This is a genomic window from Nostoc sp. NMS4 (assembly GCF_017115095.1).
In the GTDB taxonomy this organism is placed as follows: Bacteria; Cyanobacteriota; Cyanobacteriia; order Cyanobacteriales; family Nostocaceae; genus Nostoc.
The window spans coordinates 1-16713 of record NZ_JABXKI010000435.1; the positions used below are offsets into that span (position 1 = coordinate 1).

11 protein-coding genes are annotated in these 16713 nt (G+C 42.2%); 8 read left to right on the plus strand and 3 right to left on the minus strand.

What is annotated here, in order from left to right; all coding sequences use genetic code 11:
* The first annotated feature begins 259 nt into the window (after positions 1–259).
* The 3 genes from treY (at position 260) to HWQ37_RS34255 (ending at position 5749) form a co-directional block, all read left to right on the plus strand.
* Positions 260–3058 (plus strand): malto-oligosyltrehalose synthase, encoded by a 2799-nt coding sequence (gene treY / locus HWQ37_RS34245; protein WP_292755791.1) that lies wholly within the window; start codon positions 260–262, stop codon positions 3056–3058.
* Positions 3059–3189: 131 nt separating this feature from the next.
* Positions 3190–4704 carry a trehalase family glycosidase gene (locus HWQ37_RS34250; RefSeq protein ID WP_292755793.1) on the plus strand — a complete coding sequence of 505 codons (1515 nt, stop codon included), beginning with the start codon at positions 3190–3192 and terminating at the stop codon, positions 4702–4704.
* A 418-nt stretch (positions 4705–5122) separates the two neighbouring features.
* The gene (locus HWQ37_RS34255; RefSeq protein ID WP_292755795.1) at positions 5123–5749 is read left to right on the plus strand and encodes an O-methyltransferase; all 627 of its coding nucleotides are present in this window, start codon (positions 5123–5125) and stop codon (positions 5747–5749) included.
* Between the two features lie 493 nt (positions 5750–6242).
* On the opposite strand, the gene hppD is transcribed toward HWQ37_RS34255, so the two are convergent.
* On the minus strand, positions 6243–7373 hold the full coding sequence (gene hppD / locus HWQ37_RS34260; protein ID WP_292755797.1) for a 4-hydroxyphenylpyruvate dioxygenase: 1131 nt from the start codon (positions 7371–7373) through the stop codon (positions 6243–6245).
* Between the two features lie 698 nt (positions 7374–8071).
* Positions 8072–8224: a hypothetical protein gene (locus HWQ37_RS34265; protein ID WP_292755799.1), complete on the minus strand. Its 153-nt coding sequence runs from the start codon at positions 8222–8224 to the stop codon at positions 8072–8074.
* Between the two features lie 452 nt (positions 8225–8676).
* Here HWQ37_RS34265 and HWQ37_RS34270 point away from each other — a divergent pair, with 452 nt between their 5' ends.
* From HWQ37_RS34270 to HWQ37_RS34285, 4 genes are all read left to right on the plus strand, one after another.
* Positions 8677–10083 (plus strand): nicotinate phosphoribosyltransferase, encoded by a 1407-nt coding sequence (locus tag HWQ37_RS34270; protein ID WP_292755801.1) that lies wholly within the window; start codon positions 8677–8679, stop codon positions 10081–10083.
* Between the two features lie 87 nt (positions 10084–10170).
* The gene (locus HWQ37_RS34275) at positions 10171–10770 is read left to right on the plus strand and encodes a nicotinate-nucleotide adenylyltransferase (protein ID WP_292755803.1); all 600 of its coding nucleotides are present in this window, start codon (positions 10171–10173) and stop codon (positions 10768–10770) included.
* Positions 10731–11477 (plus strand): NUDIX hydrolase, encoded by a 747-nt coding sequence (locus HWQ37_RS34280; protein WP_292755805.1) that lies wholly within the window; start codon positions 10731–10733, stop codon positions 11475–11477. Before HWQ37_RS34275 ends, HWQ37_RS34280 begins: the two co-directional genes overlap by 40 nt.
* 211 nt (positions 11478–11688) lie before the next feature.
* Positions 11689–13395 (plus strand): NAD+ synthase, encoded by a 1707-nt coding sequence (locus HWQ37_RS34285; RefSeq protein ID WP_292755807.1) that lies wholly within the window; start codon positions 11689–11691, stop codon positions 13393–13395.
* Between the two features lie 421 nt (positions 13396–13816).
* Here HWQ37_RS34285 and HWQ37_RS34290 read toward each other — a convergent pair whose 3' ends face one another.
* Entirely contained in the window at positions 13817–15529 is a 1713-nt protein-coding gene (locus tag HWQ37_RS34290; protein WP_292755809.1) for an ankyrin repeat domain-containing protein, read from the minus strand.
* Positions 15530–16066: 537 nt separating this feature from the next.
* On the opposite strand from HWQ37_RS34290, the gene HWQ37_RS34295 reads away from it, so the two are divergent.
* Positions 16067–16444, plus strand: a complete 378-nt coding sequence (locus HWQ37_RS34295) for a hypothetical protein (protein ID WP_292755811.1) — start codon at positions 16067–16069, stop codon at positions 16442–16444.
* Positions 16445–16713: the final 269 nt, after the last annotated feature.

A 16713-nucleotide genomic window follows, 5' to 3' on the forward strand; every position in this document is an offset into this window, starting at 1 on the left:
GTAAGGGACTCGCGCCAAAATAAAGTACCAGTTGAAAACCCTGAATCCATCATAAAACAGTAAAACCTGATTGCTATATCGGTACATTATTTAATTGCAAGTCCCTAACACCTTTTTGCTACCGTGAAGAGGACTTTTCAAACATCCTCTCAAAGCCTCAACGTTCAAACTTAAAACCTCATCTCCCTCATCCCCCTTACTCCCCACCTTGTACAGACGCGATTAATCGCGTCTCTTCCCACTCCCCACTCAAAAAAATATGCGAATTCCCACCGCCACTTATCGAATTCAGTTTACACCTCAGTTTGGCTTTGACAACGCTAAAGCGATCGCAGGTTATTTAGCAGATTTGGGTATCTCTGATTTATATGCCTCCCCCATTTTCAAAGCCCGATCGGGGAGTACACACGGCTACGATATAGTAGATGCCACTCAATTAAACCCAGAATTGGGAACTAACGAATCCTTTGATGCATTAGTTGCTGAAGTTCAATCCCTTGGTATGGGCTGGTTACAAGATATTGTCCCCAACCACATGGCTTATAGCAGCGAAAACGATTACTTAATGGACGTATTGGAACACGGGCCAGATTCCAGTTATACCGACTACTTCGATCTTTCTTGGAATGCACCCTTTGGCGATCGCCAAGAGCGAATTCTCGCGCCACTACTGGGAGATTTCTATGGTGCTTCCTTAGAAAACGGACACATTCAACTGCAATACGAACAGAATGGTTTAACTGTCAACTATTACAGCTTAAAATTGCCACTCCGCTTAGAATCTTACACAAAATTTATCACCCATAATTTAGGGAAACTCACCCGGACACTCGGACGCAATCACCCGGATTTTATTAAACTTTTGGGGATTCTTTACATTCTCAAAAATGTGCCTTCAGAGGTGGCGGGTAAACAGCGACAAGACCAAATTGCATTTATTAAAGGATTAGTTTGGGAACTTTACACCACAAATGATGCTATCCGCGAGTTTATTGACGAAAATATCCAAACTTTCAACGGAGAACCCGGTAATTCTGAAAGCTTTAACCTCCTAGATGAATTACTCAATGACCAGTTTTACCGTCTCGCTTTCTGGAAAGTTGGCGCAGAGGAAATGAACTACCGCCGTTTCTTTACTGTCAACGAACTGATTTCTGTAAAAGTTGAAGAAGTGCGGGTTTTTAACAATACCCATAGCTTAATTCAAAAGCTGGTTGAAGAAGGCAAATTTACAGGTTTACGCATCGACCATATTGATGGACTGTATAACCCAATCCAGTATCTCGAAAGGCTGCGGGAAAAAATGGGTGATGTTTATATTACCGTTGAGAAGATTTTAGAACTTACCGAAGAATTGCCGGAAAATTGGAAAATTGAAGGGACATCTGGATACGACTTTCTCAACTATGTAAACGGCGTATTTTGTCAAACCGAAAATCAATCGCAGTTCGATAAAATTTACCAGAACTTTATCGGTTCACGAGTAGATTATGCCTCAGTAGTGAGGGATAAAAAACACCTGATCTTAGAAAAGAATTTAGCAGGTGATATTGACAGTTTGGCTTTGTTATTAAAGAATATTTCTAGCAAATATCGCTATGGCAATGATTTCACCCTGAATGGATTAAAAAGAGCGATCGCAGAAGTTTTGACCCTATTCCCAATTTACCGTACCTACATTACACCCGATGGAATTGGAGATAGCGATCGCGCGACCATTGAGAAAGTAATTTACCAAGCCAAAGAACAAACGCCCCTGTTGCAGCACGAACTAACCTTTATAGAAAAGTTAATGCTGCTAGAGTTTGATAACTCTCTAACTCAAACAGAACGCGAACAGTGGATATATTTTGTCTTGCGAATGCAGCAATACAGCGGCCCGCTAATGGCCAAAGGTGTAGAAGACACCACATTATATGTATACAATCGCTTGTTGTCGTTAAATGAAGTCGGCGGTAATCCCGGTCATTTTGGGATTGATGTAACCAAATTTCATGCCTTTAACCAACAACATCAAGCAACCTGGCCTCACACAATGAACACCACCGCCACCCACGACACCAAACGCGGCGAAGATGTGCGCGCCAGATTGAATGTCCTCTCAGAAATTCCCGACGAGTGGGAACAGCAGGTAAATACTTGGAGTGCCATTAATCGGGGACATCGTAGCCATCGCCACGGCTTCGCCATACCCGATCGCAACGATGAGTATTTTCTCTATCAAACCCTAGTAGGGGCGTTTCCCTTTGCCGAACAGGAGCATGCATCCTTCGTAGAGCGGGTGAAGGACTATATAATAAAAGCAATTAGAGAAGCGAAGGTGCATACAGCCTGGTTGCGACCTGATAGCGAGTATGAAGAAGCCTGTACCTCCTTTATTGAGAAAGTACTAGATCCTGCCATCTCCGGGGAATTTCTAGAAGCCTTTCGTCCATTTCAACAGCGAATTGCCGACTATGGGATATTTAATTCCCTTTCTCAAACTCTACTGAAAATCACCGCACCCGGCGTACCCGACTTATACCAGGGAACGGAACTTTGGGAACTGAGTTTAGTCGATCCAGATAATCGCCGTCCCGTAGACTTTGAACAGAGACGTACTTACTTAAGCGCCATCCGCGAACAGGTAAAAACAGACATTCTCCAACTAATTCAGGAATTACTAAACCACAAAACAGACGGTAGAATCAAACTGTTTTTAACCGCTCAATTACTCCAAGCCAGAACCAACTACGTCTCATTATTCCAGGACGGCGACTATCTACCCTTAGAAGTTCAAGGAACCCACGCCAACCACATTATCGCCTTTGCACGGCGCGAGGGGAATCAAACAGCGATTGCGATCGCACCCCGCTTTTTAACCAGCCTCATCCAGCCAACAGACAACCCCTTGGGCGAGTCAGTTTGGCAAGATACCCACCTAAAATTACCCCCGAAAACACCCTCCACCTGGAAAAACGTCCTAACTCAGCAACCCTTACACACCACAGAAACCCTATCGATCGCAACAGCCCTAACCCACTTCCCAGTAGCCCTCTTAATCAGCACTGCCGAGTAAAAACCCTCCTCCTCCCCTCCTCCTCTCCTCCCCTCCTCCTCCCTAAATAACCCCATCCCACGCAGAGAAACCTCCGCGTTCCTCTGCGCTTCCCTTTGCGTACCTTTGCGTTAAAAAACAATTCTGAAATTATGACCCCAACACTTACCACCGAGCAGATAGAAGTTGTGCGCCTCCACATCAAAAAAACGTGGAAAACCCTAACGCGATCGCACGAACACCTATTACAATCCGCCAAGGATACCAAACTAGACCATAAAACCGGCACTCCTTGGATTATCTACATTTCACCCTCAGAAGACTGCCCCAACATTCAGGCTGTGTTAGAGCGATCGCTATCTTCAAAAGATATGCAGCAGCTAGAAATTCGCACATTACCATCAGAAGTCGAAGCAATTAAAGAGCATGGCTTACTATACCTACCAGGGCCTTACGTCGTACCCGGTGGGCGCTTCAACGAGATGTATGGCTGGGACAGCTACTTTATATTACTAGGACTTTTGCACGATGGAGAATTAGAGCTAGCACAAAGCCAAGTCGAGCAATTGCTGTATCAAGTGCAACATTACGGAACCATCCTCAACGCCAACCGGACTTATATGCTGTCGCGATCGCAGCCCCCAGTCCTCAGTATGATGGTTTTGGCATTATTCCAGCACACCCAAGATGAAGAGTGGTTAAAAGCAACCGTACCTTTATTAGAGCAATTTTATTATTACTGGGTAGTACCGCCCCACCTCAATGCTGCAACCGGCTTATCTAGATTTTATGCCTTTGGGGAAGGTCCCGCGCCAGAAGTTTTGTTTTCCGAGCGAGATGAAGAGGGAAAAAGCCACTATGATCGCGTCAAAGAATATTACCAAACCTTTGAGGTTGAAGATTACGACGTTAATCTTTACTACGATCGTGAAAATGACGAGCTGACCAACCTATTTTATAAGGGCGATCGCACCATGCGCGAGTCCGGTTTTGATATCACCAACCGATTTGGCCCTTTCAGTGCTGATATCCTCCATTACGCTCCTGTGTGCCTCAACAGTTTCCTGTATCAAGTAGAACAAGATTTAGCGAAAATTAACCATATATTGGGGAACGAAGAACTAAGACAACAATGGAGCGATCGTGCAGATATTCGCCGCGATCGCATTGATGAATTTCTCTGGGATGAAGAAAAAGGATTATATTTCGACTACCATTTCCAGAGTGGAAATCGCCGCCGCTACGAATTTGCTACCACCTTCTATCCTCTCTGGCTGGGAATTGCTTCTCCAACTCAAGCCCAACGTGTCGTAGAAAATCTCTCTTTGTTTGAAGCCCCAGGCGGAATTTTTACCAGTACTCATGTTACCGGCAACCAGTGGGATGCACCCTTTGGCTGGGCCCCATTAACATTAGTTGCCGTCCAGGGACTTCACCGCTATGGGTATCATACAGAAGGCGATCGCATTGCCAACAAATTCCTAGCGATGGTAGTTAAAGAATTCGAGCGTTGCAAAACCCTAGTTGAGAAATATGATGTTGAACGCTGTTCAGCCAATGTTTCCGACGAAATCTCCTTTGGATATAGTTCTAACGAAGTTGGTTTTGGCTGGACAAATGGAGCTATTCTAGAACTCCTAGCAGCTGGTGGGGGTTTTGTTGCATAAATGAGAAAAAGACACATCTTCCCTTGATGAAGTGGTAATTAACCCAAGTTGCTAGTTAGTCTGATGGGCGATCGATCGCTTTGAGACCATAAAATGCCCTCCAAGAATAAAATTAGGAGGGCTATATGCTAAAGGCTATACATAGGAATAATGTGATTTTTCAGCCTCTATTTATTCAACTGAAATTCTCTTTATAGTATGTCACAAATCGGATAAACCTAATTTGTTAAAGATCACGGTTCGCTTAGAATAAAAAATTAAGCGACCTTAAGCTCACTACATCTATACCACTACCAAAATATTACGCCTAAATAAAGCTCTAATGTTTTAAAATTAAGTTGTGGTTTTGCAATAAAACGAATTTACTGCATCACCGCTCTTTCTTAATGCCATTTTTTTGGTAAAGATATTGTTACTTATGAAAGAATTACGAATACTTAATGTGTTGTCTGAATTTGATGTTCTCCTAGAGGTAGAACACAATCAACTTAAAGCACTCAGTCCCGAAGAACGCGGAAAGCGTCTAGATGAAATGATGCTGGCAGTTGGTTTAAAAACTGGAGAATTCTTGAATATGCTTCTCAAAACGCAAGGTGGCAAACGCATTCTTGAAATTGGTACTAGCGTTGGCTATTCAACAATCTGGTTAGCCGAAGCAGCGCGGGTAAATGGTGGTCGTGTAACTACTCTCGAATGTGTTGCTGCCAAGCAGACCCAAGCGGTGGAAAATATTCGCAGGGCTGGTTTAGAGGATTTTGTAGACTTCCAACTTGGTGATGCCCTCAAGTTACTAGAGATTTTACCAGGAACATGGGATTTTGTTTTGCTTGATCTTTGGAAAGACCTGTACATTCCCTGCTTTGACCGTTTTTATAAAAAGCTTGCTCCCGGAGCAATTGTCGTAGCCGATAACATTACTTTTCCTCCTGATTTTCGTCCAATAATGAAGGATTACCAACAATATGTCCGCACTAAGCCAGACCTACATTCAATTGAAATCGATATTGGTCAAGGTCTTGATCTAACGCGAAAGCAAATCTCTTGATGTCTGCTCCTGAGCGTGGAATTTGCGGAAGATTATTTTTGTTTGGCGGTTTAACTTTATATATTGCCAGTATTTTGAAGTTTAATCGCGCTTGTAATTGCCAAAATTCTAGCAATTAACATCATTCATACACAGCAGATTTAGTAAGAATTCAGGAGTCAGAATAGTTAAAGAATCAGGAGAATATTTGATATATTCATCTAGCAATTATACTGGATTCCTTTTAAATTCTGACTTCTGACTCCTGGGTGCTGAATTCTTACCAGATTTAAAAAAAGTGAAGTACACAACCTAGCCTTCAAAGATAGGAATACAGGGCGTTTTACATCTGAGTTCTGCTGTAGATTAGCACGCCCGGTAGAGGCAATTCATGAATTGCCCCTACGACAAATGCGGTTTTTCAAATCACCCATATTTGCTCTTTTCTGTCAATGCGTAAGTCCTAGACAGTTCTATTGGATGGGCAACTGATACATTCATAAAAGCTTATGTTTCATTGCAGATTGCCACGCCGCTCCTGTTCCTGCTCAATTGCCTCAAAGATTGCCCGGAAGTTGTTTGCTCCAAAACCATTGAACGTCCGTCTTTGCAGGAACTCGAAGAAGGCCGTTGGACGATCGCTCATCGGCTTGGTGAACGTTTGGAGTAGATAGCCGTTTTCGTCAAAATCAACCATTATATCGTACTGGGCAAACACCTGAATATCTTCCGGGAGTTCGATATTAGCTACCTGGAGAAACTCGCACAGCCGTGGGTAGTATGCTGACGGCACTTTGAGAGTCTCAACACCACGCTCACGCAGAGCTTGCGAGGAAGCCAGGATGTCGTCTGTGCGTATAGCAAAGTGCTGCGCTCCTGCTCCTCCGTGATATTCGAGGAACTCTTCAACTTGACCTTTGCGAATGCCGGAAGCTGGCTCAATCAACGGAATCTTAATCCGTTCGCTGAAGTCGGCCATTACAATCGACTTCAGCCCTGAGAATTCTGTATGAACGATGGAGTCGTCAATAGAGAAAAAACGATGGAAACCAAGTACGCGCTCATACCACTCGACAAGCGGTTCCATCTCTCCTTCAGAGATATTCAGTCCAATGTGATCAAGTGAGCGCCCACCGACACTTGCCAGTACGTGTTCGAGCGGATCAGGATCATTAATAGCTACAAAACCCGGCAGGAAAGTCGTACTGTTACCACTTCTCTCCACAAAGGTATGGGTGGTATCTCCTACCGTCTTGATAGTAGCGAGGACGATCCGCCCATGATCGTCCGTGTACTCCTGCGGTGATTGAATCGACACTGCCCCTGCTGCGATCGCTTGTTCATAGGTCAATTCGCATGAGGTGACACGGAAGGCGATGTCTTTAACGGCATCGCCGTGGCGAGCGAGATGTTCGTTGAATGCTTTGTTACCTGGTGGCAGCGCCGACGAAAGAACTAGTGTCACATCTCCTTGCCGAAGCGCATAGGAAGTCCACGTCCGGCTGCCCGTTTCCAGGCCTTGGTAGGCGAATACCGAAAAGCCAAGCCGAGTCTTGTAGAAGCTTGCAGCTTGCTTCGCATTGCCAACCCACAGTTCAACATAGTCGAAGCCGAGAAAACTTGGATAGTTTGCAGAGGTATTCATTAAGATGACTTACGTAGTGTGTAGGCATATTCATGAGTGTTACCTTAAACTCGTTATTTTAAGTTATATTTATCATTGAGTTAAAAGTGCCAGATCATTCCACCTTGTCCCGTTGTTTAAGCAAGCTGTCGGTGGCACTATTCAGTGATGTAGGGGCAGAGTAAGCGCATCTAAATTACTCTTGATAAAAACCCTGGTTAAGGTGTAAAGGAAGGAAGGAATCAGATTTATTGCTTGATTTATTTTCTAAGGGTCAAAGTGATATCTACGACGGGCTATGCTTATGCCTAAAATATTCTCAGCAAGTAGACTTAATGCAATTATTTCGGACTTTCTTGAGATTGAGGTGTTGTTATTGACAAGATGCGCTTACTCTGACGCGTCATGCCGAAAGAAAAATTTAAATAAAAAGGCGTGAGGAATAATCACAATAGTTCTTAAAATGAGGATGAGTATCAAAAACAATTGTTTTAAAACAACGATCAACTTAATTTACTCAATCTTTCCCAACTTACAACTAAAAGCGCAAACAAATATTTAGGGCTGGACGATCTGTTGACCAGTAGTTTATATCCAGCGTAGCGCAACTATATTAATCCTATTTGATTGGCTCTCTACGGAGAGAATTAGATCCCCGACTTATTCAAAAGTCGGGGATCTTTTTGTTCATAACTATTTTTCAAATGCTGTATCAGTACCTAATTATTATCATCTTTACGCTTATCGTAAGGCTCACCTGTAAAAGGTTGTACCCCAGTCGCAGGATAAGCATCATCCGTAGGGCCAAAAATCCGCATTGCAGCTTCAGAAATATACTCGGTTATCTTCGCAATGATATTGGAAATAGCCATAATATTTGACTCCTTATTTTTGAGTCGTTTTAATGGTGATAGCTATACTCTAATACTAATATTCAAGGCTGGCTCTAATTCTCAATAGATTGAGGATATATGTAATGTTTATTCAGATAACTTTGCAATACTTTAGCTTGTTAAAAAGTCAAAATTCTCTCTTCGATCTTAATTGTAACATAGTTATTTATTCAACCCCAGTCTAGGAAAGAAGCTAGCAAACAACTTCCTCTGACTGGATATTGTTTTCTTTCCTTTGCCACCTGATCCGATTAACATTATTGCTAGCTATTACTATTAAAATATATTAAGTATTTGATAAAGTTAGGATTAATTTACCGATAAATCTACCGTTATCCGGCAATTTCAGAAAATATACTTGTCGGGAGTTGACATTATTTATGGTAAATATTACCATAAATAAAAGAAGCATCTTGTAAGGAAGCTCTTGCATGACAACTTTGCCAGATTTGGACTATGTACATAAACAGCAAAGCCCGGAACTGAACCTTTCTGCCGATGATTACAGCTTGCTGACCGACCTTTATCAGTTGACGATGGCAGCTTGTTACACAGGCGAGGGTATAGAACAACGACGGGCAAGCTTTGAATTGTCTGTTAGACGATTGCCAGAGGGTTTTGGTTATTTAATTGCAATGGGGCTAACGCAAGCATTGGAATATTTAGCCAAAATCCGCTTTAGTTCGGTGCAAATTGCGGCATTACAAGCAACGGGAATTTTTGCTCATGCGAGCGATCGCTTTTGGTCACTTTTAGCTGAGGGAAAGTTTACAGGTGATGTTTGGGCAGTGCCAGAAGGGACAGCCGTATTTGCCAATCAACCACTGTTGCGGGTAGAAGCACCACTTTGGCAAGCGCAACTTGTAGAAACTTACCTTTTAAATACAATTAATTACCAAACTTTGATTGCTACAAAAGCAGCCCGATTGCGGGATGTAGCGGGGGAATCAGCCACACTTTTAGAATTTGGCACAAGACGAGCATTTAGTCCCCAAGGGTCTTTGTGGGCAGCGCGGGCGGCGTTGGCAGGTGGTTTAGATTCCACTTCCAATGTGTTAGCAGCGCTACAACTAGGACAAAAGCCAAGTGGTACGATGGCACACGCCCTGGTGATGGCGTTGTCAGCAATAGAAGGCACTGAAGAACAAGCTTTTAGTGCATTTCATCGATATTTTCCGGGTGCGCCATTGCTGATTGATACTTACGATACCATTGCTGCTGCCGGGCGCTTGGCTGAAAAAGTAAATTCCGGGGAAATGCAATTAACCGGAGTGCGATTGGACTCAGGAGATTTAGTTACCTTATCAAAACAGGTGCGATCGCTCCTTCCCGGTGTGCCAATTTTTGCTAGTGGCGACTTGGATGAGTGGGAAATTGCCAGATTAAAAGCTGCTGGGGCCGAAATTGATGGTTACGGACTGGGAACGCGACTAGTTACAGGTTCGCCTGTCAATGGAGTTTATAAACTTGTGGACATTGATGGCATCCCAGTGATGAAGCAGTCTAGTGGTAAAGTTACTTATCCAGGGCGCAAGCAGATTTTCCGCTCGTTTACGGGAGGTAAGGTAAAAACAGACAGGTTGGGACTTTTAGGTGAAAGTTCTGTGGACGAAGAACCTTTGTTGCAGTTGGTAGTGCAAGAAGGTGAACGGGTGCAGCCGTTGGAATCGTTGACAACAATTCGTCAGCGTACCGCCGCCTCGATTGCTAGTTTGCCACAAGAAACACGCCGTTTGGATCGTCCTGTAGCTTTAGAAGTGGAGATTTCTGAAGGGTTACGGGTGTTGACTGAGGAGACTAAGAAACGAACCGCAGAGGCACAGAGAACACAGAGGTAAAATTACTCTTTCGGTATGTCTTAATTACGAATTACGAATTACGTTAGCGCAGCGTTAGCGAGTCCTTGAGCGTCATTACGAATTATTATGAGAGTTGCTTTGTTTGGAACTAGTGCCGATCCCCCAACTGCTGGACATCAAAAAATTCTGAGTTGGTTGTCTGAGGGTTATGATTGGGTGGCGGTTTGGGCGGCGGATAATCCATTTAAGTCTCATCAAACACCCTTGGAGCATCGGGCGGCAATGTTGCGACTGTTGATTGCGGATATCGACACGCCACGGCACAATATTGCTTTAGAACAAGAATTGAGTAGCTTCAGAACACTGGAAACGGTGGAAAAAGCGCAGGTTATTTGGGGTGAAGATGCTGAATTGACGATGATTGTTGGTTCAGATTTACTCAGTCAGCTACCACGCTGGTATCGGATTGAAGATTTGTTACAGCAAGTGCAACTACTGATCGTACCGCGACCGGGATATGCAATAGATGAATCTAGTTCAGAGGTAGTGCAAAAGCTGGGAGGGAAGATTGCGATCGCTAGTCTAACCGGTCTAGATGTTTCCTCAACAGCGTACCGCGAACATGGAGATCCCCAAGCCCTCACAGCCCCTGTAGTTGCCTATATTAATCGAGAGCATTTGTACGAATGCCAGGACGTTCACCAAAAAAGATACCAACTCCGTTAAACCAACAACCTTTGGCCGATTTCAAGGTTGGTGTTGATAATGTAATTTTTTCTGTAGATACTGTACAAAATCGGCTGTTAGTTCTATTAGTAATGCGACAGCAAGAACCATTTTTAAATCATTGGAGTCTTCCCGGTACTTTGGTACGTCCAGGAGAGTCTTTAGAAGATGCCGCCTATCGCATTATGGCAGAGAAAATTAAGGTCAACAATCTCTATTTAGAACAACTGTATACATTTGGCGGGCCGAATCGCGATCCACGGGAAGCAACTGATAGTTATGGTGTGCGTTATTTATCAGTTAGTTACTTTGCCCTAGTGCGATTTGAGGAAGCTGAATTAATTGCCGATCGCATGACTGGCATCGCTTGGTATCCGGTAAAACAAGTGCCACAATTAGCTTTTGACCATAATGAAATTCTCGCTTATGGACACAGGCGATTACGAAATAAATTAGAGTATAGCCCGATCGCTTTTGAAGTCTTGCCAGAAATGTTCACATTGAATGATTTATATCAGTTATACGCCACAGTTTTAGGTGATAATTTTTCCGATTATTCTAATTTTAGAGCGCGTCTACTCAAATTAGGTTTTTTATGCGATACCGGAATTAAGGTATCACGGGGCGCTGGCCGTCCAGCTAGTTTGTATAAGTTTGATGCTGAAGCTTTTGCCCCCTTAAAAGATAAACCTTTAGTGTTTATTTAAACAAGTAAATGCTCCAGCCCAGTTAAGCATTTCTTCCTTCTCTTCCTTCTCTTCCCTTTGCGCTCTTTGCGTTCTTCTCTAACGAGACGCTGCGCGAATGCGGTTCGTTTCCTCATTTTCTTATTCCCATCTTCAGAATTTAGGATGCTTCTGTAAGTGGGCAAAAATAAATCAAACTATCACCATTAACCCTTGACACTTTGCTAACAAAATGAAAATTGCGATCGCTCAAATTAATCCTACTATCGGTGATTTGGTTTTAAATGCCCAAAAAATCCTGGAAGCGGCACAACGAGCAGCATCTAGCGGTGCGCGTTTGTTGTTGACACCAGAACTTTCTTTATGTGGCTATCCACCAAGAGATTTATTACTAAATCCTAGTTTTGTGGAAGCGATGGGCATCACTTTACAAAACTTGGCTCAGGATTTACCACCAAATTTAGCTGTGTTGGTGGGAACTGTTGAACCAAATGTCAAAGCACATATTAGTGGCGGTAAAACTTTATTTAACAGTATAGCTTTGTTAGAGAATGGCAAGGTTAACCAAGTTTTTCACAAGCGACTTTTACCTACTTATGATGTATTTGATGAACGTCGCTATTTTGAAGAAGGCTTACAAGCTAATTATTTCACCCTAGATAACATCCATATTGGCGTAACCATTTGCGAAGATTTATGGAACGATGAAGAATTTTGGGGGAAACGTAGTTATGCAGCAAATCCGATTGCTGACTTAGCAATTTTGGGTGTAGATTTAATTGTAAATTTGTCTGCTTCGCCCTATACGGCTGGTAAGCAGCAGTTCCGCGAAATCATGCTTAGGCATAGTGCAGTACGTTTTCAACAACCGATTATTTACGCTAATCAAGTTGGGGGAAATGACGATCTAATTTTTGATGGGCGGAGTTTTGCCTTAAATCGTCAAGGTGAAATTATGTGTCGCGCTCGTGGTTTTGACACTGATTTAGTAATTGTTGAATTTGACGAGACACAACGAGATTTACAGTTGGGTTCTGTAGAAACAATGTATGAATCGGAAGATGAAGAAATTTGGCAAGCTTTGGTTTTGGGTGTGCGAGATTACGCTCGGAAGTGTCGCTTTTCTAAAGTAGTATTGGGTTTAAGTGGCGGGATTGACTCTGCAATAGTCGCTGCGATCGCAAGCGCTGCACTTGGTAAAGAAAATGTCCTCGGTGTTCTCATGCCTTCCCCTTACAGTTCTGAGCATTCCATCAGTGATGCTGAAGCATTAGCCGAAAATTTAGGGATTAAGACTAATCTTTTACCAATTGGCGAGTTAATGCAAGGCTTCGATCGAACATTAGGTGATTTGTTTGCGGGTACTGAGTTTGGACTGGCTGAAGAGAACATCCAATCTCGGATTCGCGGTAATTTATTAATGGCGATCGCTAATAAATTTGGCTATCTGCTTTTATCTACCGGTAACAAGTCAGAAATGGCAGTTGGTTACTGTACCCTCTACGGCGATATGAATGGCGGATTAGCAGTAATTGCAGATGTTCCTAAAACCCGTGTGTATTCACTTTGCCAATGGTTAAATCGCCATAATGAAATCATCCCGCAAAATGTCTTGACTAAACCACCCAGCGCCGAACTCAAACCAGGTCAAGTAGATCGAGATTCTCTACCGCCTTACGAAATTTTGGATGATATCTTACAACGCCTGGTTCACAACCACCAATCAGCAACGCAAATTGTTGCAGCCGGTCACGATGCAGTAATTGTAGACAGAGTAATTCAAATGGTGGCGCGGGCTGAATTTAAACGGCGACAAGCACCCCCAGGTTTAAAAATCACCGATCGCGCCTTCGGAACAGGTTGGCGAATGCCAATTGCTAGTAACTGGGTCGGTGTCAAAAATGCTTACCAAACCAAAAGCATAGTTACACTAGCTTAGTCTATTGGGATGGACAAGATGCTCATCCGCAAATCAAGTAATTAGTTATTAAACCTCCCCGCCTCGGAATAAATTCCGAGTCTCATGGCGAAAGTCCTCTAAAAGAGGACTAAAGAAGAAATTTAGTTGATACCAATTCTGTATGAAGATGCGCTAAACCATGTTTAAGTAGAAGAAAGAAAAACGAACCGCAAAGCACGCATTCGCGCAGCGTCTCGTCAGAGAAGGACACGAAGAAAGAAAGAAAGATTAAAAGGGTTTGGCGCAGCCTCACAAAGAAATGGTATCAGTCCACTTGAGTGGACTTTAGTTATCAGCCCGGAACTTTAGTTCTGGGCGTTAGGGTGTATTTACAAAACTGAGATGCTCCCCCTGCAATTTTTGTTCAAGTCGGGGAGAGGTTTCTCAAACTCACGCATATTTAAACAGTAGCGCAACTCCAAGTTAAGTTGATTAAATCTAAGACGTAATCAACCGAGTTATCGATATAATCTCCTGATTGGTCATTGCCCAATACACACAATTTACCACCAGTAATATAAATTTTATTTGGCTCTTTGTAGTAAGCTTTATGATGACTAATCCATCCTGGCTTCTCACCACTTGTTTCTACTTTTTCTATTTCAAATGTGTGGATATGTAATCTATAAACCGGGGTTTCATTATAGATTCTTGTACCAGAGTATCCTAGAGTCCCAATAATATATATGTATTCTCCAACTAATGTCGCTGAATGAAAATCAGTTGGTGGAAAAATATATTGGGGATAACCAAAAATTTGAAAATTACCATCACCTTGATAAACTACAACATCGTTATATATACAAAAATTAGAGTCATAGTAGTCTTCATGTTCGCCAGCAATTTCGACAATTCTGCCATCTGGTAATTGTGTAATGCTTCTGCCAAATCGATCGTAGCACCATACTTTATCTTGGCAATTTTCTATATCTTTAAAAGTATTTTGTGCGTCATAAGCAGAACAACCTTCATAAATCATCACCTGCCAAAAAGGTATTTGCATCAATTCTGGATTAGTTTTGCCGAAGCGCGGATGTTTGCCAGCAAAATATTGCTCTGGTGATAATTCTAATAGTGAGAATTTGCTGTTGGCAATTCCGGTGAGCGATCGCCGCATATCATCGTTAATATCGCTCACATCTTCACCAGATGCAATTAACATTTTGACGATTTCCTTATTTGTGGCTATTTTAATGGCTTTGCGATCGCAATTATTAATTTTGCTGGGGTTTGCGCCAGCTTCTAATAAAATTCTGACGCAATCAATAGCACCATATTCTGCTGCAATTATTAACGGAGTGTTAGCAAAATCATCAGTGGCTTCAATATCGCATCCCTCGGCAATTAGCCACTGTAGAACTTCCGGACTATTGTCTTCTGTCGCATACATTAACGAAGTTTTTCCGCAGATTCCCACATCGTTCTGATTTGCTCCCGCAGCTAGGAGTAATTTGGCTTTAGGTATTTCACCCATTTGAATACTCAATAACCAAGGGGTTCTATACCAACAATCACGCACATCTATATCTGCTCCTTGCTCTAGCAATAATTTTACTTGCTCTAAGCTCCCAAAAACTATAGCGTGGATTAATTCTGTCCATCCCAGTTGCTCTGAGTTTGCACCCGCATTCAATAATAATTTGACAGCATCAAATCTTCCAATATGAGTAGCTATTTTGATTGCAGATTCACCATAGCGACTCATCCCATTAACAGCCGCACCTCTAGAGATGAGTAAATTCAATGTTGATATTAAGTTTTCATCCTGCAAGATATTTCGACCATGCATAGCATTAATTAAGACATCATATCCGTCTGGGCTTTGATAGTTAATATCTGCTCCAGCATCCAGAATCAATTGAATTTTATCCAGATTTCCTGACTGCACAGCCAACCCAAGTACGGTGTTTTCCTCTACAACAGCATTCACATTCGCACCATGTTCTAAGAGGAAGCGAATCATATCCATACCTACTGTAGAGCTACTAACTGCACACATTAATGGTGTTTGTCGAGAATGCTTTTCTATGCAATCAATGTCAACACCATTGGCGAGTTTACGTGCGACTCCTGCCATATTGCCCTGCTGTACATAAATATAAATTTTTTGCATAAATTTTCTGAGTTAACTTTTGATATAAATTATCGGTGTTGCTGAATCAAAATGTGAATTATGAGTAAATATCGCCTCCAATGTCAGGATTTTTGGTGTTGCTCAAGCGTTGGCTTATTGAAATAACATTCTAGCTTCTTAACTGTCTTAACTGTCATTGCATTTTTTTGACGATAGCGAGAAAATACAAACGTGACATTCAGAAGAAAGAATTAGGGAACTCCAAGAAATAAATTATCCAATATTGTGGGGTGGGCATCTTGCCCACCATATCAACTGGGCGGGCAAGATGCCCACCCCACAAGAATTAATTGGATATTTTTTTATTTGGAAGCCCCTTAACCCACCTTTAAAAACGGGAGATTGAAGCTGCATAGCGCCACTTACTTTAGACTGTGAAACCTACCACCGCAGTGTTTTACTTTGTATCAAGCGTAGCGCGTCTTTGACCCATAAATATGATTTATGAGATTGTAGTAAGAAAGTTTTTATTAATACTTTTTTATTAATCAAGAGATTATTTTTGAACAGAAAATTATGAGCCAATTCAATCAAAAGCAGATTTATATTTTAACACAAGGTCAAGGTATTTATCTCTCTGGTAATCCTATTCAAACCGAAAATTTTTATATTCAAAAGACCCTGCGGAATGGTGGAAAAATCCGTTTCAAAATTCGTTATTCTGCGGAACTAGAGGGTTTCTGTCTGCTAGAAATTCTTCTAATGAGATCGCAAAATGGAACACTAACTGCTAGCATGACTATCCCTAATAGTGGTTCGACAGTAAATATTCAGGAACAAGAGCAAGAATTTGGTATTTGGGAGCCAGAAGATTATTACTTCTTTTTTAAAATGTCTTCCAATAACGGAAAATTTTATATTGAAGATTATCAACTTTATTGGTCAAACAATTAATAATTTTTCGTTGGAAATACCAAAATCAGTAGCCCTAAACTACAGTGAAATAAAAGCGCAATTTGTCAGCATGCAAGCTACCTTTTGTCTACTTGTCTCTAAGAAGTTGTTTGAAAAGTTCTATGTTGTGATAATTACCCCCCTTAATCCCCCCGATATATTGGGGGGAAACCGGAGAATCTAGTTCCCTCCCCAATAAAGGGCTACGGTGTACACACAAGTCAAATTACCCCCCTCAATCCCCCCTTGCAAAGGGGGGAAGCCGGAAA